The following is a 26,465-nucleotide window of genomic DNA, read 5'->3' on the forward strand; positions in this document are numbered from 1 at the left end:
CCTCAGGTTCTGCCACGGCCCTTGCCTACCACCCTCGTCACCGCACGCACAAAATTGCGCGGCACCAGCCGGCTCCCGGTCGTCAGCACCTTGTACTGCAGACCCGGCACGATGACGACCCTGCCCTTGGCCACGTCGGCCAGGCATTCGCGCACCACGTCGTCGACCTCGAGCCACATGTACGACGGGGTATCGGCCATGTCGATACCTGCCCGCGCGTGGAATTCGGTGCGGACGAACCCCGGGCACAACGCGTGCACGCCCACTCCGGTGCCCGCCAGGCCGTTGGCCAACCCTTCGCTGAACGACACCACCCACGCCTTGGACGCCGAATACGTCGACCCGCGTCCCGGAATCAGCCCCGCCACACTGGCCACATTGATCACGGTGCCCCTGCCCGCCTCGACCATCGTCGGCAGCGCCGCGTGCGTCAGCTCCATCACCGCGGTGACATTGACATCCAATTGGGCCTGCAGCCGGGCGAATTCAGCGGTCCAGAACTCCCCTGAGGTGCCGAACGCGGCGTTGTTGACCAGCACCTGCACGCCGGAGCGCAGCCGATCGGCGACCTTGGCCCGGTCGGCGGACACCGCCAGGTCCGCGGGCAGCACCTCGACGCCGACACCCGCCTCGTCGTGCAATTCGGCCGCCAGTTGCTCCAGGCGGGCGGTGTCGCGGGCGACGAGCACCAGGTCATAGCCGTCCCGGGCGTATCGGCGGGCGAATCCCGCCCCGAGCCCCGATGTCGGTCCGGTGATCAGCGCGACGGGGCGGGACATGCCCGACACATTACTGAACGGTAAGCGACCCGATGGCTGCCGGCTTTAAACGCACGACCGCAATAAAACGTTTATCCATTCCAGATAGCGGGCAATAGTGATGCCGTGGCAACAACGGCGGAATATGCGGACCAGCTCCGCGCCGCCCAGCTGCGCGTCACCCGGCCGCGCATCGCTGTCCTGGAGGAAGTGCGCACCCATCCGCACGCCGACACCGAGACCATCTTCAGCGCCGTGCGCACGGTCTTGCCGGAGGTTTCGCGCCAGACCGTCTACGACGTGCTCAGCGCCCTCACCTCGGTCGGGCTGCTGCGCCGGATCCAGCCCCTCGGTTCGGTGGCCCGGTACGAGACCCGCGTGGGCGACAACCACCACCACGTCGTGTGCCGCAGCTGCGGCACCATCGCCGACATCGACTGCGCGATCGGCGCTGCGCCCTGCTTGACACCGTCGGACCTCGACGAGGCCATCGACGGTTTCGTGGTCGATGAGGCCGAGGTCATCTACTGGGGCCTGTGTCCCGACTGCTCGGCCTCGGCTTCCCGATCGCACGCCTGATCACAGACCTATCGAAAACCCGGAAGGAAATGTTGTGTCATCCGATACGTCCCACAGCCGCCCACCCCACCCCGACGCCGACACTGCGAGCCGCAGCGAGAGCGAGAACCCGGCCATCGCCTCGCCGAAGCCCCAGTCGCACGCCCCGCTGACCAACCAGGACTGGTGGCCCGAGCAGATCGACGTGTCGCGGCTGCACCCGCACGCGCCGGCGTCGAACCCGCTGGGCGAAAGCTTCGACTACGCAACGGAATTCGCAAAGCTTGACGTCGATGCCCTCAAGGCCGATGTCCTGGATGTGATCACCACGTCGCAGGACTGGTGGCCGGCCGACTACGGCAGCTACGCGGGTCTGTTCATCCGGCTGAGCTGGCACGCCGCAGGCACCTACCGCATCTTCGACGGACGCGGCGGCGGCGGGCAGGGCCTGCAGCGGTTCGCCCCGCTGAACAGCTGGCCGGACAACGCCAACCTCGACAAGGCGCGGCGGTTGCTGTGGCCGGTGAAGCGGAAGCACGGCAACAAGATCTCCTGGGCCGATCTGATCATCTTCGCCGGCGACGTCGCCCTCGAATCGGCCGGGTTCAAGACGTTCGGATTCGGCTTCGGCCGCGAGGACGTGTGGGAGCCCGAAGAGGTGCTGTTCGGCGAAGAGGACACCTGGCTGGGTACCGACAAGCGGTACTCCGGCGAGCGCGAGCTGGCGCAGCCCTACGGCGCCACCACCATGGGTCTGATCTACGTGAATCCCGAAGGCCCCGAAGGCAATCCGGATCCGCTGCAGGCGGCCATCGACATCAAGGAGACGTTCGGCCGCATGGCGATGAACGTCGAGGAGACCGCGGCGCTCATCGTCGGCGGTCACACCCTGGGCAAGACCCACGGGGCGGGCGACGGTGACCTGGTCGGCCCGGAGCCCGAGGGTGCCCCGATCGAACAGCAGGGTCTGGGCTGGAAGTGCCCCTTCGGATCCGGGAACGCCGGTGACACCATCACCTCCGGCCTCGAAGTGGTGTGGACCCCCACGCCCACCAAGTGGAGCAACTCGTTCCTGGAGATCCTGTACGGCTACGAGTGGGAGCTGACCAAGAGCCCGGCTGGGGCATGGCAATTCGAGGCCAAGGACGCCGAGGCGATCATCCCGCCGCCGTTCCCGGGCGCGCCGAACCGCAAACCGACCATGCTCGTCACCGATGTGGCGCTTCGCGTTGACCCGGAGTTCGGCAAGATCACCCGCCATTGGCTGGACCATCCCGAGGAACTCAACGAGGCGTTCGCCAAGGCCTGGTACAAGTTGCTGCACCGCGACCTCGGGCCCATCTCGCGGTACCTCGGCCCGTGGGTGGCCGAACCGCAGCTGTGGCAGGACCCGGTGCCTGCGGTCGAGGGCGAGCTGATCGACGACGTCGACGCGGCCGCCCTGAAGGCCAAGATCCTGGATTCGGGCCTGACGGTGCCGCAGCTGGTGAAGACCGCGTGGGCCGCGGCATCGAGCTTCCGCCGCACCGACAAACGCGGCGGCGCCAACGGGGCACGGTTGCGGCTGGAGCCGCAGCGCAGCTGGGAGGCCAACGAGCCGTCCGAGCTGGACAAGGTGCTGCCGGTGCTGGAGAAGATCCAGGCCGACTTCAACGCCGCGGGTTCGAAGAAGGTGTCGCTGGCCGACGTCATCGTGCTCGCGGGCAACGCCGCGATCGAGAAGGCCGCCACGGACGGCGGTGTCTCGGTGACCGTACCGTTCACCCCCGGCCGCACCGATGCCACGCAGGAGAGCACCGACGTGGAGTCCTTCGCGGTGCTGGAGCCGCGGGCCGACGGTTTCCGCAACTACATCCGGCCCGGCGAGAAGACGCCGCTGGAGCAGCTCCTGCTGGAACGTGCCTACCTGTTGGGCGTCACCGGGCCCGAGCTCACGGTGCTGGTCGGCGGTCTGCGGGCGCTGGGCGCCAACCACGGCGGCAGCAAGCAGGGTGTGTTCACCGACCGTCCCGGCACACTGAGCAACGACTTCTTCGTCAACCTGCTCGACATCGGCACCGAATGGAAGCCTGCGGAGTCGCAGGAGAACGTCTACGAGGGCCGTGACCGGGCGTCGGGCGATCTGAAGTGGACCGCGACGGCCAATGACCTTGTGTTCGGCTCACATTCGGTGCTGCGGGCCATCTCCGAGGTGTACGCCCAGGCCGACGGTGCGCAGCGGTACGTCAACGACTTCGTCGCCGCGTGGGTCAAGGTGACCGACAACGATCGGTTCGACGTCAAGAAGTAGCGCGGCTTGTGCGCGTTCCGTAACGCCTGGCGTTACGGAACGCGCACGAATCACTGCGGCAGGCGGGCTCCGGTGACGGCATCGAAGAGATGTTCCCGGCCCGCGCGCACCTGTACCCGTACCGGGTCACCAGGTACGGGTACCCCTGGCCAGCCGGCCACCGTCGACGCCTCCACCACCGCGGTGAGCCGGCGCGCACCGGCCTTGACGATCACCACATAGCGCGGGCCCAGCAGTTCCACCAGGTCGACGCGCGCGGTCCCCTCGGCGTCCGGTACCACGATCAGATCTTCGGGCCGCACTCCGAACGTCACAGGCCCACCGACGCCGTCCGGTGCCGGCCATGCCAGGCCCTCCGCCGTGAACACGCCGTCGCCGATCACCCCGTCGATCAGGTTGGTGCTCGGTGAACCGATGAAACCCGCGACAAACGTGTCGGCTGGGGCGCCGTAGAGCTCCTCCGGGGTCCCCCGCTGCGCGATCCGGCCGGCGTTGAGCACCACCAGCTGATCGGCGATGGTCATCGCCTCCTCCTGATCATGGGTGACATACAGAGCGGTGATGCCGAGTTCCTGTTGCAGGCGTCGGATCTCGGACCGCAGCTCCACACGGAGCTTGGCGTCCAGGTTGCTCAGCGGCTCATCGAAGAGGAACACCGACGGGGTGCGCACGAGCGCGCGGGCGATGGCCACCCGCTGTTGCTGACCGCCGGACAGCTGCCGCGGTTTGCGCGCCAGCAGGTCCTCGATCCCGACCCGGGCGGCCGCGGTACGCGCCCGCCGCAACGCCTCGTCCTTGCCCACACCCGCATTGCGCAGCGGGAACGCGATATTGCCCGCCACGCTCAGATGCGGGTACAGCGCGTAGTTCTGGAACACCATGGCCACGTCGCGATCCCGCGGCGTAGCCGCAGTGACGTCGCGGCCACCGATGCGCACGCTGCCACTGTCGGCCGCCTCCAACCCGGCGGTGATGCGCAGCGTGGTGGACTTGCCACAACCGGACGGCCCGACCAGCACGGTCAGCGATCCATCCGGCAAGCTCAGGTCGAGCCCGTCGACCACCGGAGCACCGCCGTAGGTCTTGGTGACGCCTGCCAATTCGACCGTCGTCACTTGGTCGCACCCGCGGTCAGCCCGCCCACCAGGAAGCGCTGCGCGGCCAGCGCGAGCACGTAGACCGGGATGATGCCGAGCAGACCCGCAGCGGCCTGCTGGCCGAACTGTACGTTGCGGTCTCCTTGGAACAGTGACAATCCGACGGTCAACGTCTGGCTCTCCTTCGTAACGGCGAGATACACGGCGAACAGGAAGTCGTTGTAGCTCAGGAAGAACACCACCAGCAGGGCGGCGACGATGCCCGGCCACAGCAACGGCAGCACCGCCTTGCGAAACGCCCCGGCCACGGACAGCCCGTCGATCACCGCGGCCTCATCGATCTCGACGGGGATACGGCGCACGAAACCGTCGAGCAGCCAGGCTGCGACGGGAACGTTGGCCACGCCGTTGACGACGATGAGGCCCAGCACATGATTGGTCAGCCCGAAATCACGCAGCAGGAAGAACAGCGGGATGATCGCGACGATCGGCGGGGCGCAGTAGCCGGCCAGCAGTGCGGTGAGCAAGCGCTCGCCACCGACCCGGCGCGCGGTGAAATACGCTGCGGGCGTGGCGATCAGCACGGCTAGCACCGCCGCTCCCAGAGCCGATACCCATGAGTTCCGCAACATCGTGCCGAGCGCTATGGTGTCGAACACCGACACGAAGTTGTGCCACGTCCACTGGGTCGGCAGCAGACTGGAGTTCAGCACATCGCCCGGTGGACGCAACGACAGCGACACCAGATACCCGATGGGCACCAACGCGACGACGACCGCCGCGACCAGACCTACCCGGATCAGCAACCGGGCCCTCATGACTGCTCAGCTTTCACCACGCGGGCCCGGGCTTTGGTCAACATCGTGGCCACCGCGCCGACGACAAAGGCGAAAACCAGCGTCTGCGCGGCGGCGGTCCCCATGTCGAAGCTGCCGCGCAGACCGGTCTGGTAGATCACGTACGGTGTCAGCGAGGTCGCGAAACCCGGCCCGCCCGAGGTGATCACGACGATCAGATCGAAAACCTTGTAGCCGATCACCAACTCGAGCACCAGGACCGCCAGCGCGGTCGGTGCGATCGCAGGCCACGTCACGGTGGTGAACGTGCGCCACGGTCCGGCACCGTCGATGTAGGCGGATTCCAACAACTCCTGGCGCACCACACCGAGGGCGGCGAACAGGATGAGCACGGCGAACGGGGTCCACTGCCACACGTGGATCGCCAGCAGGACGACGAAGGCCCCCGTGCCAGAGCCCAGCGGGTTGAACCCGCTCAGCCCGACAGAGCCGAACACATCGGCCAGACCTCCACCGACCGGTGCCAGCAGCAATTTCCAGGACACGCCGATCAGCACGGGTGCGGTGACCAGTGGCAGCAACAGCAGCGCCCCGATCGACCCGAAGCGGGTGCCCCTGGCACGCAACAGCACTGCCAGCACCAGACCGACACCGGTGGTCAACCCGGTCGCGGCAACGGCGAACAGGGTGGAGCGCCACAACGACGGCGGGAAAGCCGGTGCGGCGAAGGCGGTCTGGAAGTTGTGGGCGCCGTTGAACGCGCGCAGGGGGTGGGCCAGCGACGAGTCGGTGAGCGCCAGCGCGATCAGATAGCCGGTCGGGTAGACCAGGAACAACACCAGTCCGGCGACGGCGGGCAGGGCCAGCCAGAGCGGGATGCGTCGCGTCATGCCGCGGCGCTCTCCCAGCTCTTCTGCGCGTTCTCCAGGGACTGTTCCACCGTCTGGGTGCCTGCGATCGCCAGCGCGAGCTGATCGACCAAGTCCTGCAACAACTTCGGCGCGCCCTTCGCCTTCGGCCAGACCAGCGGATCGCCGTCGAGGCCCTGCCGGATCGGGCCGATCGCCTTGGTGACGACCTTGGCGTAGCCGTCCGAGTTGAGCACGTCGCCGCGCACCGGGTCGATACCGCTTCCCGCCGTCGAGGACAGCTTGAGGTTCTGCGGCGTGGCGGTCGCCCAGGTGAGGAACGCCGCCGCGGCGTCTTGATGTTTGGACGCCGTCGAGATGCCGAGCCCGAAACCGGCGTCCAGCGCGGTCCGCGGGGTGGTGTTGGCGCCACCGACGGGCAGCGTCACCGCACCCCAGCGGCCGGCGATCTTGGATGCGGTCGGATCCTCGGCCCGCAGCGCCATGTCGGTCCAGGTGTCCAGCAGTGCGCCCTGCCCGGTGAGGAAGGCGGTGTTGGCCTGATCGAAGCCGACCTGCAGCGGTGTGGGCAACGCCACGGGTGCGACGTCGACGAGGTGCTTGAGGGCGGCGATCGACGCGTCGGACGTCAGAGTGGGTTTCCCGCTGCCGTCGACCAATTCGCCGCCGTAGCCGGTGAGCCGGTTGATGTAGGAGCAGCCGAGGATCATCGGAACCTGCTGGCCGGAGACGATGGCTCCGTAGGCCGCACCGCGGGAATCCTTGGTGATCTTGGCGGCGATCGTGTCGTAGTCGTCCCAGGTCTTGGGTGGTTCCAGCTTGTATCTGTCCAGCAGTTCGGCGTTGTAGAAGAGGATGTGCACGTCGCCGTCGTAGGGCAGGCCGTAACGCTTGCCATCCAGCAGCGTGTACGGGTCGTAGACGGACTTCAGGTAACCGTCCACTCCGATGGCGGACTTGTTGGTCTGGATCCAACCGGTCAGGTCAACCAGCGCGCCGGCGTCCACGAGATCGCCCAGGCCGAAGTAGAAGTAGTCGAAGACGTCGAATTCCCCTGTGCCGCTTTGCACATCGAGGATCTGCTTGCTGGTCAGCTGATCGTAAGGGGCCGCCGTCACCTCCAACGTGCCGCCGGTTTCCCGTTTCCACGCCGGGGCGAGCACGTCGCGGAAGGATGTCACGTGCGGTTGGTTGACGAGCAGCTTGAGTGTGACACCGTCGAACTTGCCGGAGACGGCCGTGTCGGTGGCCAGCGCATTGCCGCCGCCGGAGGATCCGCACGCCGCCAGCGCGGGACCCAGCAGCGCCGCTCCCCCGGCGAGTCCGAACAGTTGCAGCGCACGACGGCGCGAGAGGGCGTAAGACGTCACGCGACGTGACGGTACGAAAAGGACCGGGGTCCGCACGAGGGAAAAACTCAGGACGATCTTGATCGGCCGGCCCCGGCCGGCCGCCGGCTAGCGCTGGTAGTGCGGAGCGTGGCGCCCGTTGCGCGCCTGCGGCGGCACAGCCCTGCGGATGGTATCCGAGCGGGTGGGCTCCTGGCGTTGCTGCGTGTAGCGGCTCACGTCACCACGTCCGGGGGGCGCGTCGGCGCGGCCCGGCGGCAGCTCGCGCCGTCCGGCCGAGGTGGGCTGCAGCGGACGACTCGGCGATCCGGCGCGACGCACCAGCGCGGCCTGGCTGGCCGGTGCCGATGAGCCGTTCTGCGGAACCGGCGGCAGCACCCGCAACAGATCGTTGAACTGCCGCACGGTGCGCAGCCCCTCGTCCCACTGGGCCCGGGTGCTGGTGACGGGCATGCTCACCAGCGTCCAGTGCTGTTCGTTCCACATGATCTCGGCACAGTCGGGGGCCGTGTGGGCGAACGTGACCATCCGGCGGTCGCACGCGCGACGGGCGGCGTCGAGGTTGGTGGAGTACACCATCCGCGGGCCGATCGCGCCGAGCAGCCAGATGTCGCTCTCCCGCGGCTCCTTGATGCCTTTGAGTCGGAGGTCGACGACGACGTTGGTGCCGACCTTGCGGTGCAATGCGATCACCGTGGCGACTTCGTCGATGTCGAAAATGAATACCGCCTCGCCACGAATCTGGCCGAGCACGACATTCTTGGCCGTGACGTCGCCGACAGTCGACATCACCCCGCGCTTCCAGCGCTTGAGGATCTCGTCGGACTCATGCTCGTAGTCGAAGCCATGCGACTTCGCCCACGACTTGCGGCGTCGCCCCAACCCACGTCGACGGTCGATGTCGACGTACAGCAGCACTGCCGCACCCACGAAACAGAGTGCGGACAGCGTGAACCAGAGCGGGACCATCGCACCTAGCCTACTTGTTGGTAGGCCGGTTGCTCGAACTAACTAAGGTCACAACCCGGTTACGTGCGCTTTCTCTTCCCGACTCTTCTCGCGAGCAGACGCGAACACCCCCATTTCCGCGTGGAAATGGGGGTGCTCACGTCTGCTCGGCGGGGGAAATCAGCCCAGGACGAGGCTTTCGCCGTCCTCGCTGACGTTCACGGGCACCACGTCACCGTCGTGCACCTCACCGGCCAGCAGCTTCTTGGCGAGCTGATCGCCGATGGCCTGCTGCACCAGCCTGCGCAGCGGACGCGCGCCGTAGAGCGGGTCGAAACCACGGTCACCCAGCCACTTCTTGGCGTCCAGCGAGACGTCGAGCGACAGCCTGCGCTGCGCCAGCCGCTTGTCGAGCTGCTGCAGCTGGATGTCGACGATCGAGACCAACTCGTCGGGCTTGAGCGCGTCGAAGATCAGCACGTCGTCGAGCCGGTTGATGAACTCCGGCTTGAACGCCGCCCGCACCGCGGCCATCACCTGCTCCGGGGTGCCACCGGCGCCCAGGTTGGAGGTCAGGATCAGGATGGTGTTGCGGAAGTCGACCGTGCGGCCCTGGCCGTCGGTGAGCCTGCCCTCGTCGAGCACCTGCAGCAGCACGTCGAACACGTCCGGGTGGGCCTTCTCGATCTCGTCGAACAGCACCACGGTGTATGGACGCCGGCGCACCGCCTCGGTCAGCTGGCCGCCCTGGTCGTAGCCGACGTAGCCGGGAGGCGCACCGACCAGCCGAGCCACCGAGTGCTTCTCGCCGTACTCGCTCATGTCGATGCGGACCATCGCGCGCTCGTCGTCGAACAGGAATTCGGCCAGCGCCTTGGCCAGCTCGGTCTTGCCCACACCGGTCGGGCCCAGGAACATGAACGAGCCCGTCGGCCGGTTGGGGTCGGCCACCCCGGCCCGGCTGCGGCGCACCGCGTCCGACACCGCGACGACCGCCTCGGCCTGTCCGATGACGCGCTTGCCCAGCTCCTGCTCCATACGCAGCAGCTTGGCGGTCTCGCCCTCGAGCATCCGGCCTGCCGGGATACCGGTCCAGGCCTCGACCACCTCGGCGATGTCGTCGGGGCCGACCTCTTCCTTGAGCATCACGTTCTCGCGGGCCTCGGCCACGGGCAGCGCCGCGTCGAGTTTCTTCTCGACCTCGGGGATGCGTCCGTAGCGCAGCTCGGCGGCCTTGGCCAGGTCGCCGTCACGCTCGGCCCGGTCGGCTGCACCGCGCAACGTGTCCAGCTGCTCCTTGAGCTCGCGGACCACGTCGATGGCGCCCTTCTCGTTCTGCCAGCGGGTGGTGAGCTCGGCGAGCTTCTCCTTGTAGTCGGCCAGCTCGCCGCGCAGCTTCTCCAGCCGCTCCTTGGACGCGTCGTCCTCTTCCTTGGACAGCGCCATCTCCTCGATCTCGAGACGACGGACCAGCCGCTCGACCTCGTCGATCTCGACGGGTCGGGAGTCGATCTCCATGCGCAGCCGCGACGCGGCCTCGTCGACCAGGTCGATGGCCTTGTCCGGCAGGAACCGGCTGGTGATGTAGCGGTCCGACAGCGTCGCCGCGGCGACCAGCGCCGAGTCGGTGATGCGCACGCCGTGGTGCACCTCGTAGCGGTCCTTGAGGCCGCGCAGGATGCCGACGGTGTCCTCGACGGACGGTTCGCCGACCAGCACCTGCTGGAAGCGACGCTCCAGGGCGGCGTCCTTCTCGATGTACTTGCGGTATTCCTCGAGCGTGGTGGCGCCGACCAGCCGCAGCTCACCGCGGGCCAGCATGGGCTTGATCATGTTGCCCGCATCCATCGCGGATTCGCCGGTGGCACCGGCGCCGACGATGGTGTGCAGCTCGTCGATGAACGTGATGACCTGGCCCGCGGAGTTCTTGATGTCGTCGAGGACGGCCTTGAGGCGCTCCTCGAATTCACCGCGGTACTTGGCACCGGCCACCATGGATCCGAGGTCCAGGGCGATGACGGTCTTGTCCCGCAAGCTTTCCGGCACATCGCCTTCGACGATGCGCTGGGCCAGGCCCTCGACGATGGCGGTCTTGCCGACGCCGGGTTCGCCGATGAGCACGGGGTTGTTCTTGGTACGCCGCGACAGCACCTGCACGACGCGACGAATCTCGTTGTCACGGCCGATGACCGGGTCGAGCTTGCCTTCGCGGGCGCGCGCGGTCAGGTCGGTGGAGTACTTCTCCAGCGCCTGATAACTGCCCTCGGGGTCCGGGCTGGTGACGCGGGCGCTGCCGCGAACCTTGGTGAACGCCTCGCGCAGGGCCTGCGGCGACGCGCCGTTGTTGCTGAGCAGCTTGGCGACCTCGGAGTCACCGGTGGCCAGGCCGACCATCAGATGTTCGGTGGAGACGTATTCGTCGTCCATCTCGGTCGCGAGCTGTTGGGCTGTGGTGATGGCAGCCAGCGATTCCCGGCTCAGCTGCGGTTGCGAGCTGGCGCCGCTGGCGCTGGGCAGCTGGTCGAGCAGCCGTTGCGCTCCGGCCCGGATCGTCGCGGGATCGACACCGACGGCCTCCAGCAGGGGTGCGGCAATGCCATCGTTCTGAGTGAGCAGTGCCATCAATAGGTGGGCGGGCCGGATCTCCGGGTTACCGGCAGAGCTGGCCGCCTGCAGCGCTGAGGTCAGCGCCGCCTGAGTCTTGGTCGTCGGGTTGAACGAGTCCACGACACCTCCCTTTTCTGATGAAGAAAATGCTTGTCGCGATGTACAACGTAGTCAAGGTTGAGTCTGTTCCGCTCAACTCTGAAAATTTTTCGGTCAATTTCCGATCGGCCCGGCTCCGGTGACCGGACGCCGGCAATCGGCCAAGGTCCACGCCGTTTCGGCAGGACGGGGCTACCGTCTACGCATGTCCGAATCCGGCTTCGGTGACTTCGAATACGAGCGGAAGTTCTTCGTCCGCGAGCTGCCCGCCGTGGCGGCGTCGGATCCCACCCCCGCCTTGATCGTGCAGGCTTACCTGTTTTCCGCCGACGGCTACGCGGTCCGGGTCCGGGTCCAGGGGCCGGCCCCCGCCGACCTGCAGACCACACCCGGCGAGCTCGTCGAGGCTCTGGGAGAAGAGTCGATCGGGACCATGACCGCCAAGGGGCCCGCCGTGGGCGGTACCCGCTACGAGGCCGAACGCGAACTCGATCCGATGGTCGCGGGCCAAATTGTGCGCCGGGCCGAGCACGTCGTCGCCAAGGTGCGGTACTCGGCATGGCTGGGTGAGGACGGCTGGATCATCGACCGGTTCCTCGGCGGCAACAGCCCGCTCGTGCTGTCCGAGGTGGAACGCGGTGGCCCGGTCGTCGACCTGGCGATCCCCGCGTTCTGTGTGACCGAGGTATCCGAGGACGACCGGTTCCGCAACGAATATCTGGCGTACCACCCGTTCGGCGGATGGGCCGAGGAGTACCGACGCGAACTCGACGCCCTGGGCCCGACGTTCGTCGACACCTTGGGCCGCAACCAATTCGAAGGCAGTTGACCGCCTCTGGCGTCAGCGATCAGTGCGGCGCGGCGCGGAAACAGCCTTCGAAATGGCCGTTCTCGATTCCGATGGTCTGCATGAAGGAGTGAGCCACCACAGGACCGACCATCCTGAACCCTGCCTCTCGCAATGCCAGCGCCATCCCGCAGGACTCCGCAGTCGCCATTCGCCCATCGGCCCAGCTGTGCAATCGATGGTGCCCGCGCGGACGGTATCGCCAGACCAGTTGCGACAGCGATGATTTCACCAGCAGTCCGGCATTGTGCACCGTGGCTTCGATCTTGCGCCGGTTGCGGATGATCGACGTGTCGGCCATCAGTCGTTCAACGTCGTCAGCGGTCATCGCTCCCACGGCGGCCGGGTCAAATCCGCGAAATGCCACGCGCAGGTTGTCCCTCTTGTCGAAGACGGTGGCCCAGGACAGGCCATTCTCGAAGTACGTCAGGACCAATGCCTCGAACACTGCCGCTTCATCGTGAGTCGGTGTGCCCCATTCGCTGTCGTGGTAGCCGGTCAGGTCGCGGCCCGCCGCGGTCGCCCAGCGGCAACGTGTGACACCGTCGGCGCCGGTGATCACCGTGGCCAACTCCGGCGCCATCCCCACACCGGCCATCGCCTTCAAGTCAGACCCCGCTGCCCTGCGGCACTTCGACAAATCCAGGCTCGCCGCCGTCCACGACGGAGTTGAACCGGTAGCGAGTTTCCAGCTCGGAGATCTCGCGGATCGCATCCTCGGGAAGTGCTGTGACATCGAAGTTTTCGCGTATGCGCGCCGGCTTGACCGATGATGTCAGCACCGCGGTGCCGCGCTGTATACCCCAGGCGAGAAGCACTTGCGCGGGCGTCTTTCCGTAGCGGCGCGCCAGCGACACCACCAGTGGATCGTCGAGCAGTCGCGGTTCGACCGCGTGCCCGAGCGGCGCAAACGCCAGCAGGATGATGCCCTCGGCCGCACACAACTCATGCAGTTCCCACTGCGGGTGATACGGGTGCGATTCGACCTCTACGACCGCCGGTTTGATGCGAGCGGCGTCGATGATCCGCCGCGTGCCTTCCACACCGATGTCAGACAGCCCAATCGCTCGGGTCAGTCCCGCATCGACAAGGGCTTCCATTGCCTCCCAAGTCTGTTCGAGCGTCACCCCGTCGTCGTAGATGACAGCGCCATGCGCGTCGCGGGGGTCCTGATCGTCGCCGGGCGCGAACGCGAACGGTGTGTGCATGAGATAGAGATCCACAGCGTCGAGCCCAAGCCTGTCCAGGCTGGCCCGCAACGCGGGTTCGACCCGTTCAGGCCGATGGTTGTTGTTCCACAGCTTGGTGGTCACGAACAGGTCCTCCCGACGAACGGTTCCGTCGGCGAACAATTCCTTGAGTGCCAGGCCGACCTCCGCCTCGTTGCGGTACCGTTCGGCGGCGTCGAGATGGCGAAATCCCGCCTCGACCGCGGCCTTGACGGCATTCCGCGTCTCGTTGCTATCGGAGACCAAGGTCCCGAATCCGAGCGCAGGCATCTCGCCGCTGTTGTTCAAGACGAATCTGCGCTGCTGCGGATTCTTGTTCGATGTCATGGTGGATGACCTCCTTATTGTCAATCTCATTGGGCTGGTTGGGGTGTGGCCACTGCGAGCTGGCCGACGGCCTCGACCGTGGTCCAGACCGCACTGGCGAGGAAGCGAAAATTCACCAACGCGGCGAGGTAGCCGTCCCCCTCGGGCAGCCGGGCTCCCGCCGTGGCGTCCTTGACGACGGCGACCTCGAAGCCCTGCTCGACGAGTTCGCGCAGATGGCCTTCGACGCACAGGTTGGCGGCCATTCCCGCGAGGATGACCTGGCTGACACCGCGTTTGCGCAACTGCAGCACGAGATCGTTCGACTCGGGGCCGACAATCTTGTGCGGTGAGGTGACCACAGTGCGCCCGTCGTGGATGTGATGTTGGTAAGCGGGCAGAAAATCGGCGCCGGAGCCTGCGAAGCCGTCCATCGAGTAGGCGTTTGTGCGCGCGAACATGCCGACGCCATCCATGAATTTCTCCAGTGGATCGCCGAAGCGCCACTGCTTGTCGGTCGGATAGAAGTAGTGCGGCGACACCGCGACGGTGATACCGGCGAGCTTCGCGGCGTCGAACAGTTCGCCGATGTGAGCGACGGTGTCGTTCGCGCTGATGCTGTCGCCGAAAACCGGCCACGAAACACCTTCGGGGCTGAGGAAATCCATTTGCGGATCGGTGATGACGAGCGCGGCGCGCTCGGGGTCGAGTACGAATCCGGACGGCGGCAGGGCGGGATGCTGCGGTTCGGTGTACATGCTCGCGTCGGTCATGGGGTCATCCTCGGTTCGGAGCGGAAGGTTCAACGTCCGCAATAATAAATGACCAGTCGTCTATCTAACAAGAGATCGATGCCCCGCATTCCGCGACAGAGCAGCTCAGCGCAGCAGCGCCGGCAGGGTGACCGATTCGAACCGGTCGTACGGGATGCGGCTACGGGTCACCTTCCCGCGAAGGGCCGCCCCCTCCCATCCCTCGATCAGCACGGAGGCCAACTCCTCCGCGTCAAGATCCGATCTGATGTCCCCCGAGTCGCGCTGCCCCGAACGCAGACATGCCGTGAGTGCGTCGTCCCATCGGTCGAGGATGCGGGTCAGCTCGGCGCGCACCGGTTCACTGGCGCCGCCGAGTTCCAGTGACAGGTTCCCGACGAGGCATCCCAGCAGAAAATCGCCGGCCTCGTGCTCGTCGGCCAGCGCGTGAAAGAACCGTGCGATCCGCTGCTGTGCCGGACCGTCCGCGTCGAGGATCGGCAGCAGCCGCGATTCGATATCGGACCAGTAGTGCTCCAGGACCGCGGCGGCGAACTCCTCCTTACTGGGGAAATACGCGTAAAAGGATCCCTTGGGCACACCGGCACCGTCGGTGATGTCCTTGACGCCACTGGCCGAGAACCCACGCGCGTGCACGAGGTCGAGCCCTGCTCGCAGGAGCCGGCGACGCACTTCGGGATTTGACGGTCGTGGCATACCTTTGATATTAGGCGACCGGTCAACTATCGAGAGCAACGGGCCGGCCGGCACCGTCGCACGGCGGCGGCTTCGTTGCTACCTTCTGCACTGACACTTGCGAAGAGAGGTCCGGCCATGTCCGAAAGCTGGGGGTCGGTGCTCACCGAACTCATCCCACTGGCACTGGTGGTGGCGTTGTCACCGCTGTCGATCATTCCCGCCGTGCTGGTGCTGCACACCCCACGGCCCCGGCCGACCGGCCTGGCGTTCCTCACCGGCTGGCTCGCCGGGCTCTTCGTCCTGACGGCGGTGTTCGTCGAGGTGTCCAACCTGCTCGGCGGACTCGACAAGGCGCCGAAATGGGCGTCGTGGCTACGCATCGTGATCGGCATCGCCCTTGTCGTGTTCGGCGTGTACCGCTGGCTCACCCGGGCGAAGTCCGAACACAGCCCGGCCTGGCTGAGCAGCATGAGCAAGTTGAGCCCGCCTCGCGCGGCGGTCACGGGCGCGGCGCTCACGGCAGTCAACCCCAAGGTCCTGTTCATCTGTGCCGCAGCAGGTTTGGCGATCGGTAGCGCCGGGCTGGGCCAGCACCGGGCGTGGCCTGCCGTCATCTATTACGTGGTGATCGCCAGTTCGACAGTGGCACTGCCGATCCTGGCGTATGCGGTATCGGGTGAGCGGCTGGACCCGCTGCTGACCCGCCTCAAAGACTGGATGGAGCGCCAACATGCGGTGCTCGTGGCGGGGATCCTCGTGGTGATCGGACTCTTGGTGCTGTACAAGGGCATTCACGCGCTCTAATGGGCCGACCGGGCTTTGGCTCGGCGGCACACTTTCTGTGAAGTAGCTGGAAAGTCGCTGGTAGCGTTCACAGTAGGCCTCTCCCGTCGCGGCGAATTGGTGCGTTCACCCCCATCGATGCGCTGTTAGCCTCATTTTCGACGAGAGGGGGCGTTGCCACATGGCGCCGAGGATTCCACACCACCCGGGAGGGCATCACCCGAATCCGGGCGGCCACCACCCCAACCCCGGCGGGCACCATCCGCGCAATCCCGGTGGGCACCAGCCGAATTCAAGCGAACACCACCCTCATCCCGGCGGCCAGCATCCCCACAATCCCGGCGGGCACCACCCGAGCACTCCCGGCGGCCACCACCCGCACAATCCCGGCGGCCACCATCCCGGCAACGAGGGCGGCCACGGCGGTGGCATCTTCAGCAAGATCAAAAACGCGTTCGACGACGCGAAGGACATCGTCTCCGACATCAAAGACATCGTCTCCGACGTCAAGGACATCACCGACACGGTCTCCGATGTCGCCAGCGACGTAAAAGACATATTCAGCGGCACGTTCGGCGGCCTGGCCAGTGGCCTGGGCAATCTCATCGACATCGGCAGGCAGTTCTTCTCCAACGCACCGGAGACACCGATCATCGACGCGGGCCTCAAAGTCATCAACGGCATGAGCGACATGTGCGGCGACGGCAGCCCCGACACGGGTGAGGGCTTCGCCGGCGGCGCCGACCAGCTCGACAACGTCGGTCAGTCCCTCGATTCCGCTGCGCCCGATGACAGCTGGGAGGGTGGCGGCGCGAGCGCCTACTCCAAGCAGAACGTCAAACAGCAGGGCCGGATGCAGACGCTCGCCGAGACCGACAGCACCGTCGCGCAGGTCCTGGCTCAGGAAGCCGAGCAACTGGGCGTCACGGTGCAGCAACTCAACAGTGCCGCAACCATTCTCCAGCTCGCCATCCTGCCGGCCTCCATCGCGATGGCCGACCCCCTTGGGGGCGAGGCTGTTTCGGTCGCCATCCAGATCGCCGCGGTGGCCAGCGGCATGGCCATCGCGACTCCGGCGATGGCCAACATGGTGAGCAACTCGATGCAGAACGCCCAGGCCATCCAACAGGCCGCCAATTCCTATCGCGACGTCGCGTCCAACGCCAAACTCGATGGCTCGCCGTCGTTCTCGCCGTCGACGCGCGGTAACCGCCGGCCGCATCAAAAGGACCCCCACGGCAAGCCCGAGTCCCAGACACCCCCGTGGCTCAACCAGACCCCGCTCGGCGACAACGCGACACCGGGCAGCGGCGAGAGCATGTATCCGGGAGGCGGTGGCGGCACCGGCGGCGGCACTGGCAGTGGAGGTGGCGGCGGCACAGCCAGCGGCGGAGGTGGCGGCACCGGCAGCGGCGGCGGCAACCCGGCCGCAGGCACCGGCGGCAGTGGGACCGGCGGAGCTCCGGTCAGCCAAGGATCAGGGGCTGCGAACCCGGCCGGCATGTCCACCGGATCGTCCGGCGGGGTGCCCGGTGGCCTGCCCAGCGGCGGTGCCTCCGGCGGCGGCTCCCCGAGCGGATTGCTCAGCGGCCTCGGCAGTGCGCTCGGTTCGTTGATCGGCCAGGCTGCCCAGCAGGGTGCCCAGGCCGCCCAGAATGCCCAGAACCAGAAGGCCCAGGAGCCCGGCCCCGGCGAGAAGGACGGGGCCAAGGACAAAGACGGTAAGGACTTGGAGAAGGACGCCAAGGACGAAGACGGCGACAAAGCGGACGGCGACGCCGACAAGGACGGAAAGGCCGACGTCAAACCCGAGAACGCGCAACCGGCCGGCGCCCAGGCCGGGCCGGGCGCTCCCGGCGAGCGGGCCCCGATTCACTTCGAGTTCGACATGGACCGCGAGCAGGTGCACGGGCCGGTCAACGTGACACTCGATCCGGATCACCCCAACGCCGCACCCGTCGTCTCCCGTCCGCCCACCCAGCAGGTCTGACCGAACTCCGACTAGAGGGAGATCCCCATGGGAAATTTGAACGTCACCACGGCTCATCTGCGCGAATTGGCAAGCCAGCAAAGCGAAGCCGCGAGCGCCATCACCGAAGCCGCCGCTGCGACGCAAGGCACGGCGATGAACATGTGGAGCTCGCACGGCCTTGTCTGCTCCGCCACGAACATGGCGGTGATGGCAGCCGACGGCGCGCGAGGGGCCGCCTGCGCTGCCGCGGCGAAGGTCTCGTCGACCCTGTCGGAGATGCTGGATACGGCCGCCTCGCAATACGACCAGACCGACTCCACGCAGGCCTCAGAGCTCGACACCACGATGCACACCTGATGGCGCGACGCCGCGCGCCGCACTGTCCCATCTGCGCCTTCAAGGGGTTGAACAATGGCTGACCACGACCGGTTCGACGATGCCGACGAGTGGGGCGGCTCGCACGACGACGGGTTGGGTGCGTTCGACTTCTCGACCCCCGACGCCGTGGACGACGACGATACGAGCCTGGACTCGTTCGGCGGTTTCGAATCGCACGATTCCGGCACGCACAGCGACGACAGCGCGCAGGACGACGATTTCGCCGCGCTGTACGTGGATGAACCGGCCGCCGAGCACGACACCGACGGCGACCTCGCGGCCTTCCATGACCCCGATCCGCAGCCCGGCGACGAGGAACAGGAAACGCTGTTTCCGCTGTTTGTCGTCACCAATCCCCCGGGCACGGTCAGCGTCACCGCCGCGATCAGTGGTCAGCTGCAGCAGATTCAGCTCTCCCCTCAGGCGAGCAAGATGACCGAGTCCGAGCTCGGCCACGAGATCCAGCGGACCGCGGCCGTCGCCATCAAGAAGGCACAGGCGGGGCTGAATTTCTTCGTGTACAGCACCTTGGTCAAGCAAGGCATGGATCATTCGTCGGCGCGCAATTTCGTGGAGTTCGGCATGCACCTGCCGAACATCGAGCAGGCCAAGGAAGCCGAGGCCGAGTTCGTCGCGCAGTATCGGCGGGAATGAGGTCAGCCCACCCCGGGCAGCCCCAGTTCGTCGGCGTCGGCGGTGAGATAGCGCGTCACCGTCGGCGCCACCAACCGCACCACCTCGTCATCGGACAACGTCGCCAGCGGCGGGATCTCCATCACGTACCGCAGCAACGCAACGCCCACGAGGCTCGACGCGGCCAGCATGGCCCGTAACCGCGCCTGTTCGCCGCCGCCGAGCACTCCCGAAACCGCGGTCAGCACGTAGTTCTGCATGAAACCCCGAAATGCTTCGTGCGCATCGGTATTCGATGTCGCGGACTGCAGCATCACCCGCATGCTCGCGGCGGTGTCCGGTGCGGTCCAGATGCCGAGGTAGGTGCGCACCATCCGGGTGCCGATGTCGTCGCCGGCCCCTTCCAGCGCCGCCACCAGATTGGCCGGGTCGATGATCAGCTGCAGGGATTCGCGAAACAGGTCGGCCTTGGAGCCGAACAGGTAGAGCACCATCGACGGGTCGACGTGGGCATCGCGGGCGATGGCGCGCAGCGTCGTCTTCTCATAACCGTCGGTGGCGAACCGGACTTTCGCGGCCGCCAGCACCGCGTCCCGAGAGACCGGATCGCCCTGCCTGCGGCCGCGGCGCTTGGTTTGCGCAGGTGAAGCCATGCGCGAACACTATCATTTCAATGCCCGTTGAAATATTGCCAGGGCGGCGTTACGCTCGGCGCAGCGCATTAATTCAACACTGGATGAAAAGGTTGGTCCCGTGACAACAACCGCGTTCCCCGCCCCCGCACACCACGCCGCTCCCGAACATCGTCCGCCCGCCGCGCTGCGCGCGACCGGCATCATCGCCCTGTTGACCGCCGCGATCGCGCTCGTCGCCGTCGCCTTCGCACTGCCCGCGGCACGGTCCAAACCTCACAACGTTCCCATCGGCGCCGCAGGAGGACAGGCGGCGAGCAGCCAGGTCGCCGAACGCCTCGAGCAGCAGGCACCGGGCGCGTTCGCCGTCACCTACTACCCGGGCGAAGCCGAGCTGCGCGATGCCATTCGCAATCGAAATGTCTACGGCGGCATCGCCTTCGGTCCGCAGGGTCCGTTGATGCTGATCGCCACCGGAGCCAGTCCCGCGGTCGCGCAGTTGCTCACCCAGGTCGGCACCGGCATCGCACAGCACTCGGGCGTCGCGCTGCGCACTCAGGATGTGGCCCCGCCACCGGCCAAGGATCCCCGCGGCGCGGGTCTGGCCGCATCGGCCCTTCCCATCACCCTGGCAGGCATGCTGCCGGCAATCGCCCTGGTGCTCGCGCTCAAGCGTGAGGTGTGGACCCGGCTCGTCGCCACCGTCGTGTTCTCCGGGATCGCCGGCGTCACCATCGCAGCGCTGCTGTACTACGTGTTCGGCTCGATCGAGGTCAATATGTGGGGCGTGGCCGCAGGTCTAACCCTCGGCATCGGCGCGGCCGGGCTGTTCATGCTGGGAATGGGCTCGCTGTTCGGCAAGGCCGGGCTGGCACTGGGCGCAGCGCTGGCGCTTCTGGTCGGCAACCCGCTGTCCGGGCTCACCTCGGCGCCCGAGATGCTGCCCCGCGGATGGGGATTCGCCGGACAACTGCTGCCTCAAGGCGCCAACGCCACACTGTTGCGGTCCACGGCGTTCTTCGACGGCGCAGGTGCGACCACCGCGATCGTGGTGTTGAGTTGCTGGGCGCTTGCGGGTGCGGCGCTGGTGGTGACGGCCGCTTTGCGGCAGCCCCCGCGGCGACACGGTTAGAATGCGACCGCGTGGGCCTCGATGACCGTGACGCGTTGCAGATACTCCGCGATGCGGTCGACCCCGAGCACGGGTCCGACGCGCTGATCCGCGACTTCTACACCCACTGGTTCGCCACCGACCTGACCGTGCGAGACCTGTTCCCGCCCGACATGACCCAGCAACGTACGGTGTTCGCCCGTGCGATGACGTGGCTCTTCGGCGAACTGATCGACCAACGCGCGGAAGAGCCGGTGGCGTTCCTCGCCCAGCTGGGCCGAGATCACCGCAAATACGGTGTGACGCAACAGCATTACGACTCCATGCGGGAAGCCTTGCTGGTCACCATGCGCGCGCATCTCGGCGCAGGGTTCACCGACCGCATCGCCGACGCCGCGCATGAGGCGGTCGGGTTGTTCGTCGGGGTGATGCGCGGAGCCGCAGATGCCGAACAGACCCCGGCCTACTGCGACGGCACCGTCATCGAGCACCTCCGCGTCACCCGCGACGTCTCGGTGATCCGCCTGCAACTCGACCAGCCGCTGTTCTATCACCCCGGCCAATACGTGACAGTGCAAGTGCCGCAATGGCCGCGGCGGTGGCGCTACCTCAGTCCGGCCATCCCCGCAGACCGGTCGGGCGCCGTCGAATTCCACGTCCGCTCGGTCACCGGCGGCATGGTCAGCACCGCGATCGTCGCCGAGACCCGCGTCGGCGACCGGTGGCGGATATCCAGCCCGCACGGCGCCATGCAGGTCGACCGCGGCGGCGAGGACGTGCTCATGGTCGCAGGCAGCACCGGCCTGGCACCACTGCGCACGCTGATCATGGACATGACCCAGCACGGGGTGAATCCGCGGGTGCACCTGTTCTTCGGCGGGCGGTACCCGTGTGACCTCTACGATCTCAAGACGCTGTGGCAGATCGCCTCGTCGAACCCGTGGCTGTCGGTGACCCCGGTCTCCGAATACAGCACCGATCCGCCGTGGGCCGCCGACTATCCCGACCCTCAGCCGCCGCGCGGCCTGCATGTCCGCCAGACCGGTCTGCTTCCCGACGTGGTGACCCGCTACGGCAACTGGGGCGATCGCCAGATCCTGATCTGCGGCAGTCCCGGCATGGTGGAGGCGACGAAAGCCGCTCTGATCGCCAGAGGCGCACCGCCTGAACACATCCAGCACGACCCACTGACAGACTGACCGTATTGGTGTGACCGCAACCACCGCATGACAGACTGGCGCCATGGCCGACTATCAACCTGTCATCCTGCGCGACCCGTCGTCATCACTGACTGCGACGTATGTACCGGTCGCCGGCATGGTCTGCACATCGCTGGCCGATGACGGTGCGGAGTTCCTGGGCCAGCGGCGCGGCCTGGAGGCCTACATCACCACCGGTAAGACGATGGGCATCCCGATCCTGTACCCGTGGGCAAATCGGTTGAGCGCCAGCAAATATGCCATCAACGGCGCGGTCGTGACGCTGACGCCCGGGGTGGCCGGGGTGCGCAGTGACCAGCACGGCGTACCCATCCACGGCGTACTCGCCGCCAACCCCGGGTGGCTGGTGATCGAACAGACCGACAACAAACTCGTCGCGATCCTCGACTGGGGCGGCAAGCCGCGACTGCTGACGACCTTCCCGTTCCCGCACATCCTGACCATGACGGTGACGCTCGCGGACCGCACCCTGACCGTGGCAACCACCGTGATGCCGTCGACGGCGGCGTCGGTGCCGTTGTGCTACGGCTACCACCCGTATCTCAAGATCCCGGATGTGCCGCGGGAGGAATGGCAGCTGCAGACGCCGACGATGCGCCATCTGCCGGTGGACAACTGGGGCATCCCGACCGGAGAAACCGAGGAATGGCCCGGCGGCACCGAGCCGCTCAAGACCACCGAACTCGACCACGGCTTCGACCAGGTTCGCGAGGGCTCGGTGTTCGCCATCTCGGGCGGCGGCCGTCGCGTGGAGGTGACGTTCGAGCGCGGCTACCCCGCCGCGCAACTGTTCGCGCCGGGTAACGACGACGTGATCGGGATCGAGCCGATGGCCGCGCCCACCGACTCTCTGCGCCGCGGCAACTATCCGATGGCGGTTCCGGGGCAGCCGGAAACCAGCACGTTCTCGATCAAGGTCAGCTAGCCGGGCCGCTTTCAACCGACTCGCGCGAAACGGTCTGGGCCGAACGCTGAGGTGTGCAGCTCAGCTGTACCGGTTTGAGCCAGTTGCGCGGCGACCTCGCCGAAGGCGGGCGCCATCTTGAAGCCATGCCCCGAGAACCCTGCGAGTATCCAGACGTTGTCCAGCCCCGGAGCCCGACCGACCACGGGGGCGCCGTCAACGGTGTAGCCGTCCATGAAGGTCTCCACGCGCGCCGGTTCCGGCGTCAGGCCCGCGAGGAGCATGGACAGCTCCCGCCCTGTCGCTGTGATCCGGCTCCGGTTCACCGTGTGATCGAGCCGGTCAGGGTCGGTGACCATTTCTGACGGGCCGAAATCCGAATAGGACTGGTGCATACCCACTTTGACCGTCGCGCCGTCGAGTGACGGGAACCCGAACACAAGGCCGTGCGGGGACTCACGGAGAAACACAGGGCTGCGCTGCAGCCCGTACTGGTCCGGATCCGAAACGGTGTGCCAAGCCAGCTGAACCCGGTGCGGCACCACGAGACGGGCCAGCGCAGGCACCGTTGCGGCAATCCACGGTCCGACCGTGACGACAGCCTGCGCGACCTTCCATATGCGGTCGCCCGCCTGAATCTCCACATGTCCGCGCAGTGAGGTGATCGTGTCGACGCGCGTGCCGTCGACGATGTGAGCACCTCCGTCCCGGGCCGCCTTTGCTGCCGCGGCGATCGCTCGCCCCGGCCTGATGACTCCCGCATGCGGGTCGATGACACCGACCTCATCGGAATGCAAAAGGTGTTGCGGGTATCTCGCCTGTAGTGCTGCATGGTCGAGGAACTCATGGTCCAGTCCGTACTGACGACATCCGTCGAGTACCTGCGTGATCGCGGGGCCGCCGGGCGATCCGATGGTCAGGCCGGACGTGAGCGTGAGGATCTCGGCCCCGGTCTCACTCTCAAGGTCACGCCACAGGTCCAGCGAACGTTGCAGATACGGGATGTATTCTGGCCCTTCGACATACGCGGTACGAAAGATTCGCGACTCGCCACCGGCAGCCGACTTGTCGTGACCGACGGTGAACTGCTCGAAGCCGATTGCGGCGACACCGGCTCTCGCCAGCTGCCAGAGCGCCATCGAGCCGATCGTCCCGACCCCGACTACAGCAATTTGGGCATCCATCTATTTCTCTGCTTTCGTGTTCTGCGGGTACATGTGACAGGTGCGCGGATACTCAGCGATCAACCGTGACAGCCGGCGAACCGCGTCCAGTCGAGTCGGCAGCGGAGGCCTCCTGCAAAGCGAGTTCCCGGGTTTCCGGCGCCCATTTGGCAGTGGCCACAACGCCGACTGCAAGGACAAGCACCGCGAGCAGCATTGTCTCGCGATTTCCCAAGTGACTCAGCGACAACGGGAGCAGAAATGTGCCTACCGCGGCACCGATCCGGCTCATCGCGGCCGCGAAACCCACACCGGTTGCCCGGAAATCGGTTGGGAAGAGTTCGGCTGGATACACATGGCACAGCGTTCCTGCCGCAGAGATGGCGAACGCGTACACCGCGAAGCATGCGACGATCACCGCAGCACTCGGCGCCGCGAAGATGCCTAGCGGCAACAGCGCCAGGCCCATCACGACAAACGACCACAGTGTGAATCCACGGCGCGCGAGGCGATCCATCACAATTACGCCCACGATCCCACCGGCCAGCTGAAACAGGTTCATGATCAAGCCGCCGGTGAAACCGTCGCCTAGCCCGACCGCGGACAGGACCGTCGGCGCGAAAGTGAACAGCGCGAAGTACGGAAGTACTTGGCAGAACCAGAATACTGACGCGAAGAGCGTACGGCGCCTCCATGGTCTGGTGAATAGCACCAACAATCGCGCCGACTTATTCGAATGTGCTGCAGTATCGGGACTTTCGTCGATCACCACGTGTTCGCCGAAGTACTTGTCGAGCACGCGGCGCGCTTCGTCGGCGCGGCCGTGAGCAGCCAGCCATCGCGGTGATTCGGGCGCACCGAGGCGCAGCAGCAGAACCACGACCGCGGGAACTGCACCGCTCGCGAGCATCCAGCGCCACGAATCTTCACCGAGGACATCACGTAGGACGTACCCGATGACAAATGCCACGACGAAGCCGACAGTCCACGTGGTGTTCAACGTCGCGAGCAGCGTTCCCCGATGCTTGCGTGGCAGAAACTCGGACAGCAGCGTGGCCCCGATCGCGTAGTCGATACCCATAGCGATCCCCAGTGCCAGGCGGATCGCAAAGAGCTGCCACGGTTCGTCAGCGACGAGATGTAGCAACGAGCACACCACGAAGATCGTCAGATCGATGACGTACATCGTCTGGCGTCCCAATCGGTCGATGATCGGACCGAAAATCAGACTGCCGAGGAACAAGCCGATCAATGCGCCCGAACCGATCAGTCCAAGCCACATGTCGGGCAAGCCCACGTGTTGCCCGTAGATGGCGAGCGCGATGCCAACTATCCCCAAAATGTAACCGTCGCAAAATAATCCGCCCGCGGTGAATGCGGTGACACGCAGATGGAAGCGCGAAAGGGGAACGTCGTCAAGCGAAACTGCTGCTGCGTCATGGCTCATGTTTTCTCCCACGATCGGGCACGGTGCCCTTGGTGGAGAACATTGAAGCCCGGTACGGCGACTATCGTCCAATACCTGTTTCCCGCTGCAGCGATATGTTTGGCATATAGCTCGCCGCCCGGTCAGCAGGATGTGGATTCGGTGGCCAACCGCTTCAGAGCATCGAAGTAGGGTGACGGACGGTTGGTTGCCTGGGCCAGACACAGCGTCGTCGTGGGCGCCGGTGGCTGCAGGCTGCGGTAGACCGTTCCGGGAAGTGTCAGATGGGAAACGCAGGACGGTACGATGCCGAATCCCATTCCGCAGGCGACCAGACCGAGCAGGACTTGGTCGTCGTCCGGCTCGAAGACGACGCGGGGGCTGAACCCGGCTGCAGTACACGCGCTGGTCACCGCGTCGGTGTAATCGGGGTTGCGGCGCCGTGGCAGCAGCAACAGGTCCTGACCCGCCAACTCCGATATCGCCACTTGATCCTTCGCGGCAAGCGGATGATCGACCGGGAGAACAACGACGAAGGGCTGGACCTCGATCGGATGGAGCTGCAGCCCTTCGATCCGTCTGTCCCCCGCCGTCCTGAGCACGCCGATGTCCAGGTCACCACGCCGGATTCGGTGTGTCTGGTCGGCGGGATCCACCGATTCGATCAGCAGTGCGACACCAGGGAACTCCGCCCTGAACCTGGGCACGATCTTCGGCAGAAGCTCGGAGAATCCCGAGGTCACGCTAGCGAGTCGCAGGGGCCTGGCAATCGAATCCATCGCCGCCCCCGCAGCGATCCGTTGCATATCCCGCGCTCCGGCGAGGATGCGTCGAGCTTCGCCCAACAGCACCCGCCCGGTGTCGGTGAGGATCACCCGACGCGGCGTGCGTTCGAACAACTGCACACCCAGTTCGCTCTCCAACTGCGAAATCTGCTGGCTGAGTGGCGGTTGCGAGATGTGCAGCACCTTGGCCGCCTGCGTGAAACTCAGCTCCTCTGCAACGGCGACAAAATAACGCAGATGGCGGAGCTCCATA

General features: G+C 66.4%; 25 protein-coding genes. 10 read left to right on the forward strand and 15 right to left on the reverse strand.

The annotated features are described in order from the left end of the window. Positions 1-2 precede the first annotated feature (2 nt). The gene (locus tag RMCB_RS16280) at positions 3-779 is read right to left on the reverse strand and encodes an SDR family NAD(P)-dependent oxidoreductase (RefSeq protein WP_029370395.1); all 777 of its coding nucleotides are present in this window, start codon (positions 777-779) and stop codon (positions 3-5) included. 105 nt (positions 780-884) lie between these two features. On the opposite strand from RMCB_RS16280, the gene RMCB_RS16285 reads away from it, so the two are divergent. Both RMCB_RS16285 and katG read left to right on the forward strand, forming a co-directional pair. Beyond that, on the forward strand, positions 885-1,337 hold the full coding sequence (locus RMCB_RS16285; RefSeq protein WP_029370394.1) for a Fur family transcriptional regulator: 453 nt from the start codon (positions 885-887) through the stop codon (positions 1,335-1,337). A gap of 34 nt (positions 1,338-1,371) precedes the next feature. Continuing rightward, positions 1,372-3,606 carry a catalase/peroxidase HPI gene (gene katG / locus RMCB_RS16290; protein WP_062829600.1) on the forward strand — a complete coding sequence of 745 codons (2,235 nt, stop codon included), beginning with the start codon at positions 1,372-1,374 and terminating at the stop codon, positions 3,604-3,606. Positions 3,607-3,656: 50 nt separating this feature from the next. On the opposite strand, the gene RMCB_RS16295 is transcribed toward katG, so the two are convergent. From RMCB_RS16295 to clpB, 6 genes are all read right to left on the reverse strand, one after another. Next, complete coding sequence (locus tag RMCB_RS16295; protein ID WP_062829601.1) at positions 3,657-4,721, reverse strand: ABC transporter ATP-binding protein; 1,065 nt, start codon at positions 4,719-4,721, stop codon at positions 3,657-3,659. Beyond that, positions 4,718-5,521, reverse strand: a complete 804-nt coding sequence (locus RMCB_RS16300; protein ID WP_062829602.1) for a carbohydrate ABC transporter permease — start codon at positions 5,519-5,521, stop codon at positions 4,718-4,720. The genes RMCB_RS16295 and RMCB_RS16300 overlap by 4 nt, the downstream gene beginning before the upstream one ends. Continuing rightward, positions 5,518-6,390, reverse strand: coding sequence for a carbohydrate ABC transporter permease (locus tag RMCB_RS16305; RefSeq protein WP_062829603.1), 873 nt, complete (start codon positions 6,388-6,390; stop codon positions 5,518-5,520). The genes RMCB_RS16300 and RMCB_RS16305 overlap by 4 nt, the downstream gene beginning before the upstream one ends. Further along, complete coding sequence (locus RMCB_RS16310) at positions 6,387-7,739, reverse strand: ABC transporter substrate-binding protein (protein WP_062829604.1); 1,353 nt, start codon at positions 7,737-7,739, stop codon at positions 6,387-6,389. The genes RMCB_RS16305 and RMCB_RS16310 overlap by 4 nt, the downstream gene beginning before the upstream one ends. Before the next feature lie 87 nt (positions 7,740-7,826). Continuing rightward, a complete protein-coding gene (ttfA, locus tag RMCB_RS16315; RefSeq protein ID WP_029373885.1) occupies positions 7,827-8,687 on the reverse strand; it encodes a trehalose monomycolate transport factor TtfA in 861 nt (286 codons plus the stop codon). Between the two features lie 159 nt (positions 8,688-8,846). Further along, a complete protein-coding gene (gene clpB, locus RMCB_RS16320; RefSeq protein WP_062829605.1) occupies positions 8,847-11,393 on the reverse strand; it encodes an ATP-dependent chaperone ClpB in 2,547 nt (848 codons plus the stop codon). Between the two features lie 184 nt (positions 11,394-11,577). Between clpB and RMCB_RS16325 the strand changes: the two genes are divergently transcribed. Next, on the forward strand, positions 11,578-12,201 hold the full coding sequence (locus RMCB_RS16325) for a CYTH domain-containing protein (protein WP_029373887.1): 624 nt from the start codon (positions 11,578-11,580) through the stop codon (positions 12,199-12,201). A 19-nt stretch (positions 12,202-12,220) separates the two neighbouring features. Here the strand turns inward: RMCB_RS16325 and RMCB_RS16330 are convergent, their stop codons facing one another. From RMCB_RS16330 to RMCB_RS16345, 4 genes are all read right to left on the reverse strand, one after another. After that, positions 12,221-12,781: a DNA-3-methyladenine glycosylase I gene (locus RMCB_RS16330; protein WP_234792140.1), complete on the reverse strand. Its 561-nt coding sequence runs from the start codon at positions 12,779-12,781 to the stop codon at positions 12,221-12,223. A 46-nt stretch (positions 12,782-12,827) separates the two neighbouring features. Next, positions 12,828-13,775, reverse strand: a complete 948-nt coding sequence (locus RMCB_RS16335) for an aldo/keto reductase (protein ID WP_062829607.1) — start codon at positions 13,773-13,775, stop codon at positions 12,828-12,830. Positions 13,776-13,801: 26 nt separating this feature from the next. Then, positions 13,802-14,527 carry a cysteine hydrolase family protein gene (locus tag RMCB_RS16340; RefSeq protein ID WP_062829608.1) on the reverse strand — a complete coding sequence of 242 codons (726 nt, stop codon included), beginning with the start codon at positions 14,525-14,527 and terminating at the stop codon, positions 13,802-13,804. Positions 14,528-14,632: 105 nt separating this feature from the next. Continuing rightward, positions 14,633-15,223 (reverse strand): TetR/AcrR family transcriptional regulator, encoded by a 591-nt coding sequence (locus tag RMCB_RS16345; protein WP_062829609.1) that lies wholly within the window; start codon positions 15,221-15,223, stop codon positions 14,633-14,635. Between the two features lie 117 nt (positions 15,224-15,340). On the opposite strand from RMCB_RS16345, the gene RMCB_RS16350 reads away from it, so the two are divergent. The 4 genes from RMCB_RS16350 (at position 15,341) to RMCB_RS16380 (ending at position 18,992) form a co-directional block, all read left to right on the forward strand. After that, the gene (locus RMCB_RS16350) at positions 15,341-16,009 is read left to right on the forward strand and encodes a GAP family protein (protein ID WP_062829610.1); all 669 of its coding nucleotides are present in this window, start codon (positions 15,341-15,343) and stop codon (positions 16,007-16,009) included. 160 nt (positions 16,010-16,169) lie between these two features. After that, positions 16,170-17,978, forward strand: coding sequence for an EspA/EspE family type VII secretion system effector (locus tag RMCB_RS36835; RefSeq protein WP_264028617.1), 1,809 nt, complete (start codon positions 16,170-16,172; stop codon positions 17,976-17,978). Positions 17,979-18,005: 27 nt separating this feature from the next. Continuing rightward, on the forward strand, positions 18,006-18,317 hold the full coding sequence (locus tag RMCB_RS16375; RefSeq protein WP_062829611.1) for a type VII secretion target: 312 nt from the start codon (positions 18,006-18,008) through the stop codon (positions 18,315-18,317). Positions 18,318-18,371: 54 nt separating this feature from the next. Continuing rightward, positions 18,372-18,992: a hypothetical protein gene (locus RMCB_RS16380; RefSeq protein ID WP_062829612.1), complete on the forward strand. Its 621-nt coding sequence runs from the start codon at positions 18,372-18,374 to the stop codon at positions 18,990-18,992. Between the two features lie 2 nt (positions 18,993-18,994). Here the strand turns inward: RMCB_RS16380 and RMCB_RS16385 are convergent, their stop codons facing one another. After that, entirely contained in the window at positions 18,995-19,624 is a 630-nt protein-coding gene (locus RMCB_RS16385; RefSeq protein ID WP_062829613.1) for a TetR/AcrR family transcriptional regulator, read from the reverse strand. 100 nt (positions 19,625-19,724) lie between these two features. On the opposite strand from RMCB_RS16385, the gene RMCB_RS16390 reads away from it, so the two are divergent. The 3 genes from RMCB_RS16390 to RMCB_RS16400 are packed head-to-tail and all read left to right on the forward strand — an operon-like array spanning position 19,725 to position 22,859. Then, positions 19,725-20,735 carry a hypothetical protein gene (locus tag RMCB_RS16390; protein WP_062829614.1) on the forward strand — a complete coding sequence of 337 codons (1,011 nt, stop codon included), beginning with the start codon at positions 19,725-19,727 and terminating at the stop codon, positions 20,733-20,735. 11 nt (positions 20,736-20,746) lie between these two features. After that, on the forward strand, positions 20,747-21,913 hold the full coding sequence (locus RMCB_RS16395; protein ID WP_029373898.1) for an FAD-binding oxidoreductase: 1,167 nt from the start codon (positions 20,747-20,749) through the stop codon (positions 21,911-21,913). 43 nt (positions 21,914-21,956) lie between these two features. Beyond that, positions 21,957-22,859, forward strand: coding sequence for an aldose 1-epimerase (locus tag RMCB_RS16400; protein WP_062829615.1), 903 nt, complete (start codon positions 21,957-21,959; stop codon positions 22,857-22,859). Positions 22,860-22,870: 11 nt separating this feature from the next. On the opposite strand, the gene solA is transcribed toward RMCB_RS16400, so the two are convergent. Genes solA through RMCB_RS16415 form a run of 3 tightly spaced genes read right to left on the reverse strand, consistent with a single transcriptional unit; the run spans position 22,871 to position 26,464 of the window. After that, positions 22,871-24,022 carry an N-methyl-L-tryptophan oxidase gene (solA, locus tag RMCB_RS16405; protein ID WP_063979625.1) on the reverse strand — a complete coding sequence of 384 codons (1,152 nt, stop codon included), beginning with the start codon at positions 24,020-24,022 and terminating at the stop codon, positions 22,871-22,873. A 52-nt stretch (positions 24,023-24,074) separates the two neighbouring features. Further along, the gene (locus RMCB_RS16410; protein WP_131805544.1) at positions 24,075-25,652 is read right to left on the reverse strand and encodes an MFS transporter; all 1,578 of its coding nucleotides are present in this window, start codon (positions 25,650-25,652) and stop codon (positions 24,075-24,077) included. Then, on the reverse strand, positions 25,571-26,464 hold the full coding sequence (locus tag RMCB_RS16415; protein WP_062829618.1) for a LysR family transcriptional regulator: 894 nt from the start codon (positions 26,462-26,464) through the stop codon (positions 25,571-25,573). The genes RMCB_RS16410 and RMCB_RS16415 overlap by 82 nt, the downstream gene beginning before the upstream one ends. Between the last annotated feature and the right edge of the window lies 1 nt (position 26,465).

The sequence above is a fragment of the Mycolicibacterium brisbanense genome (assembly GCF_001570425.1).
Classification (GTDB): Bacteria; Actinomycetota; Actinomycetes; order Mycobacteriales; family Mycobacteriaceae; genus Mycobacterium; species Mycobacterium brisbanense.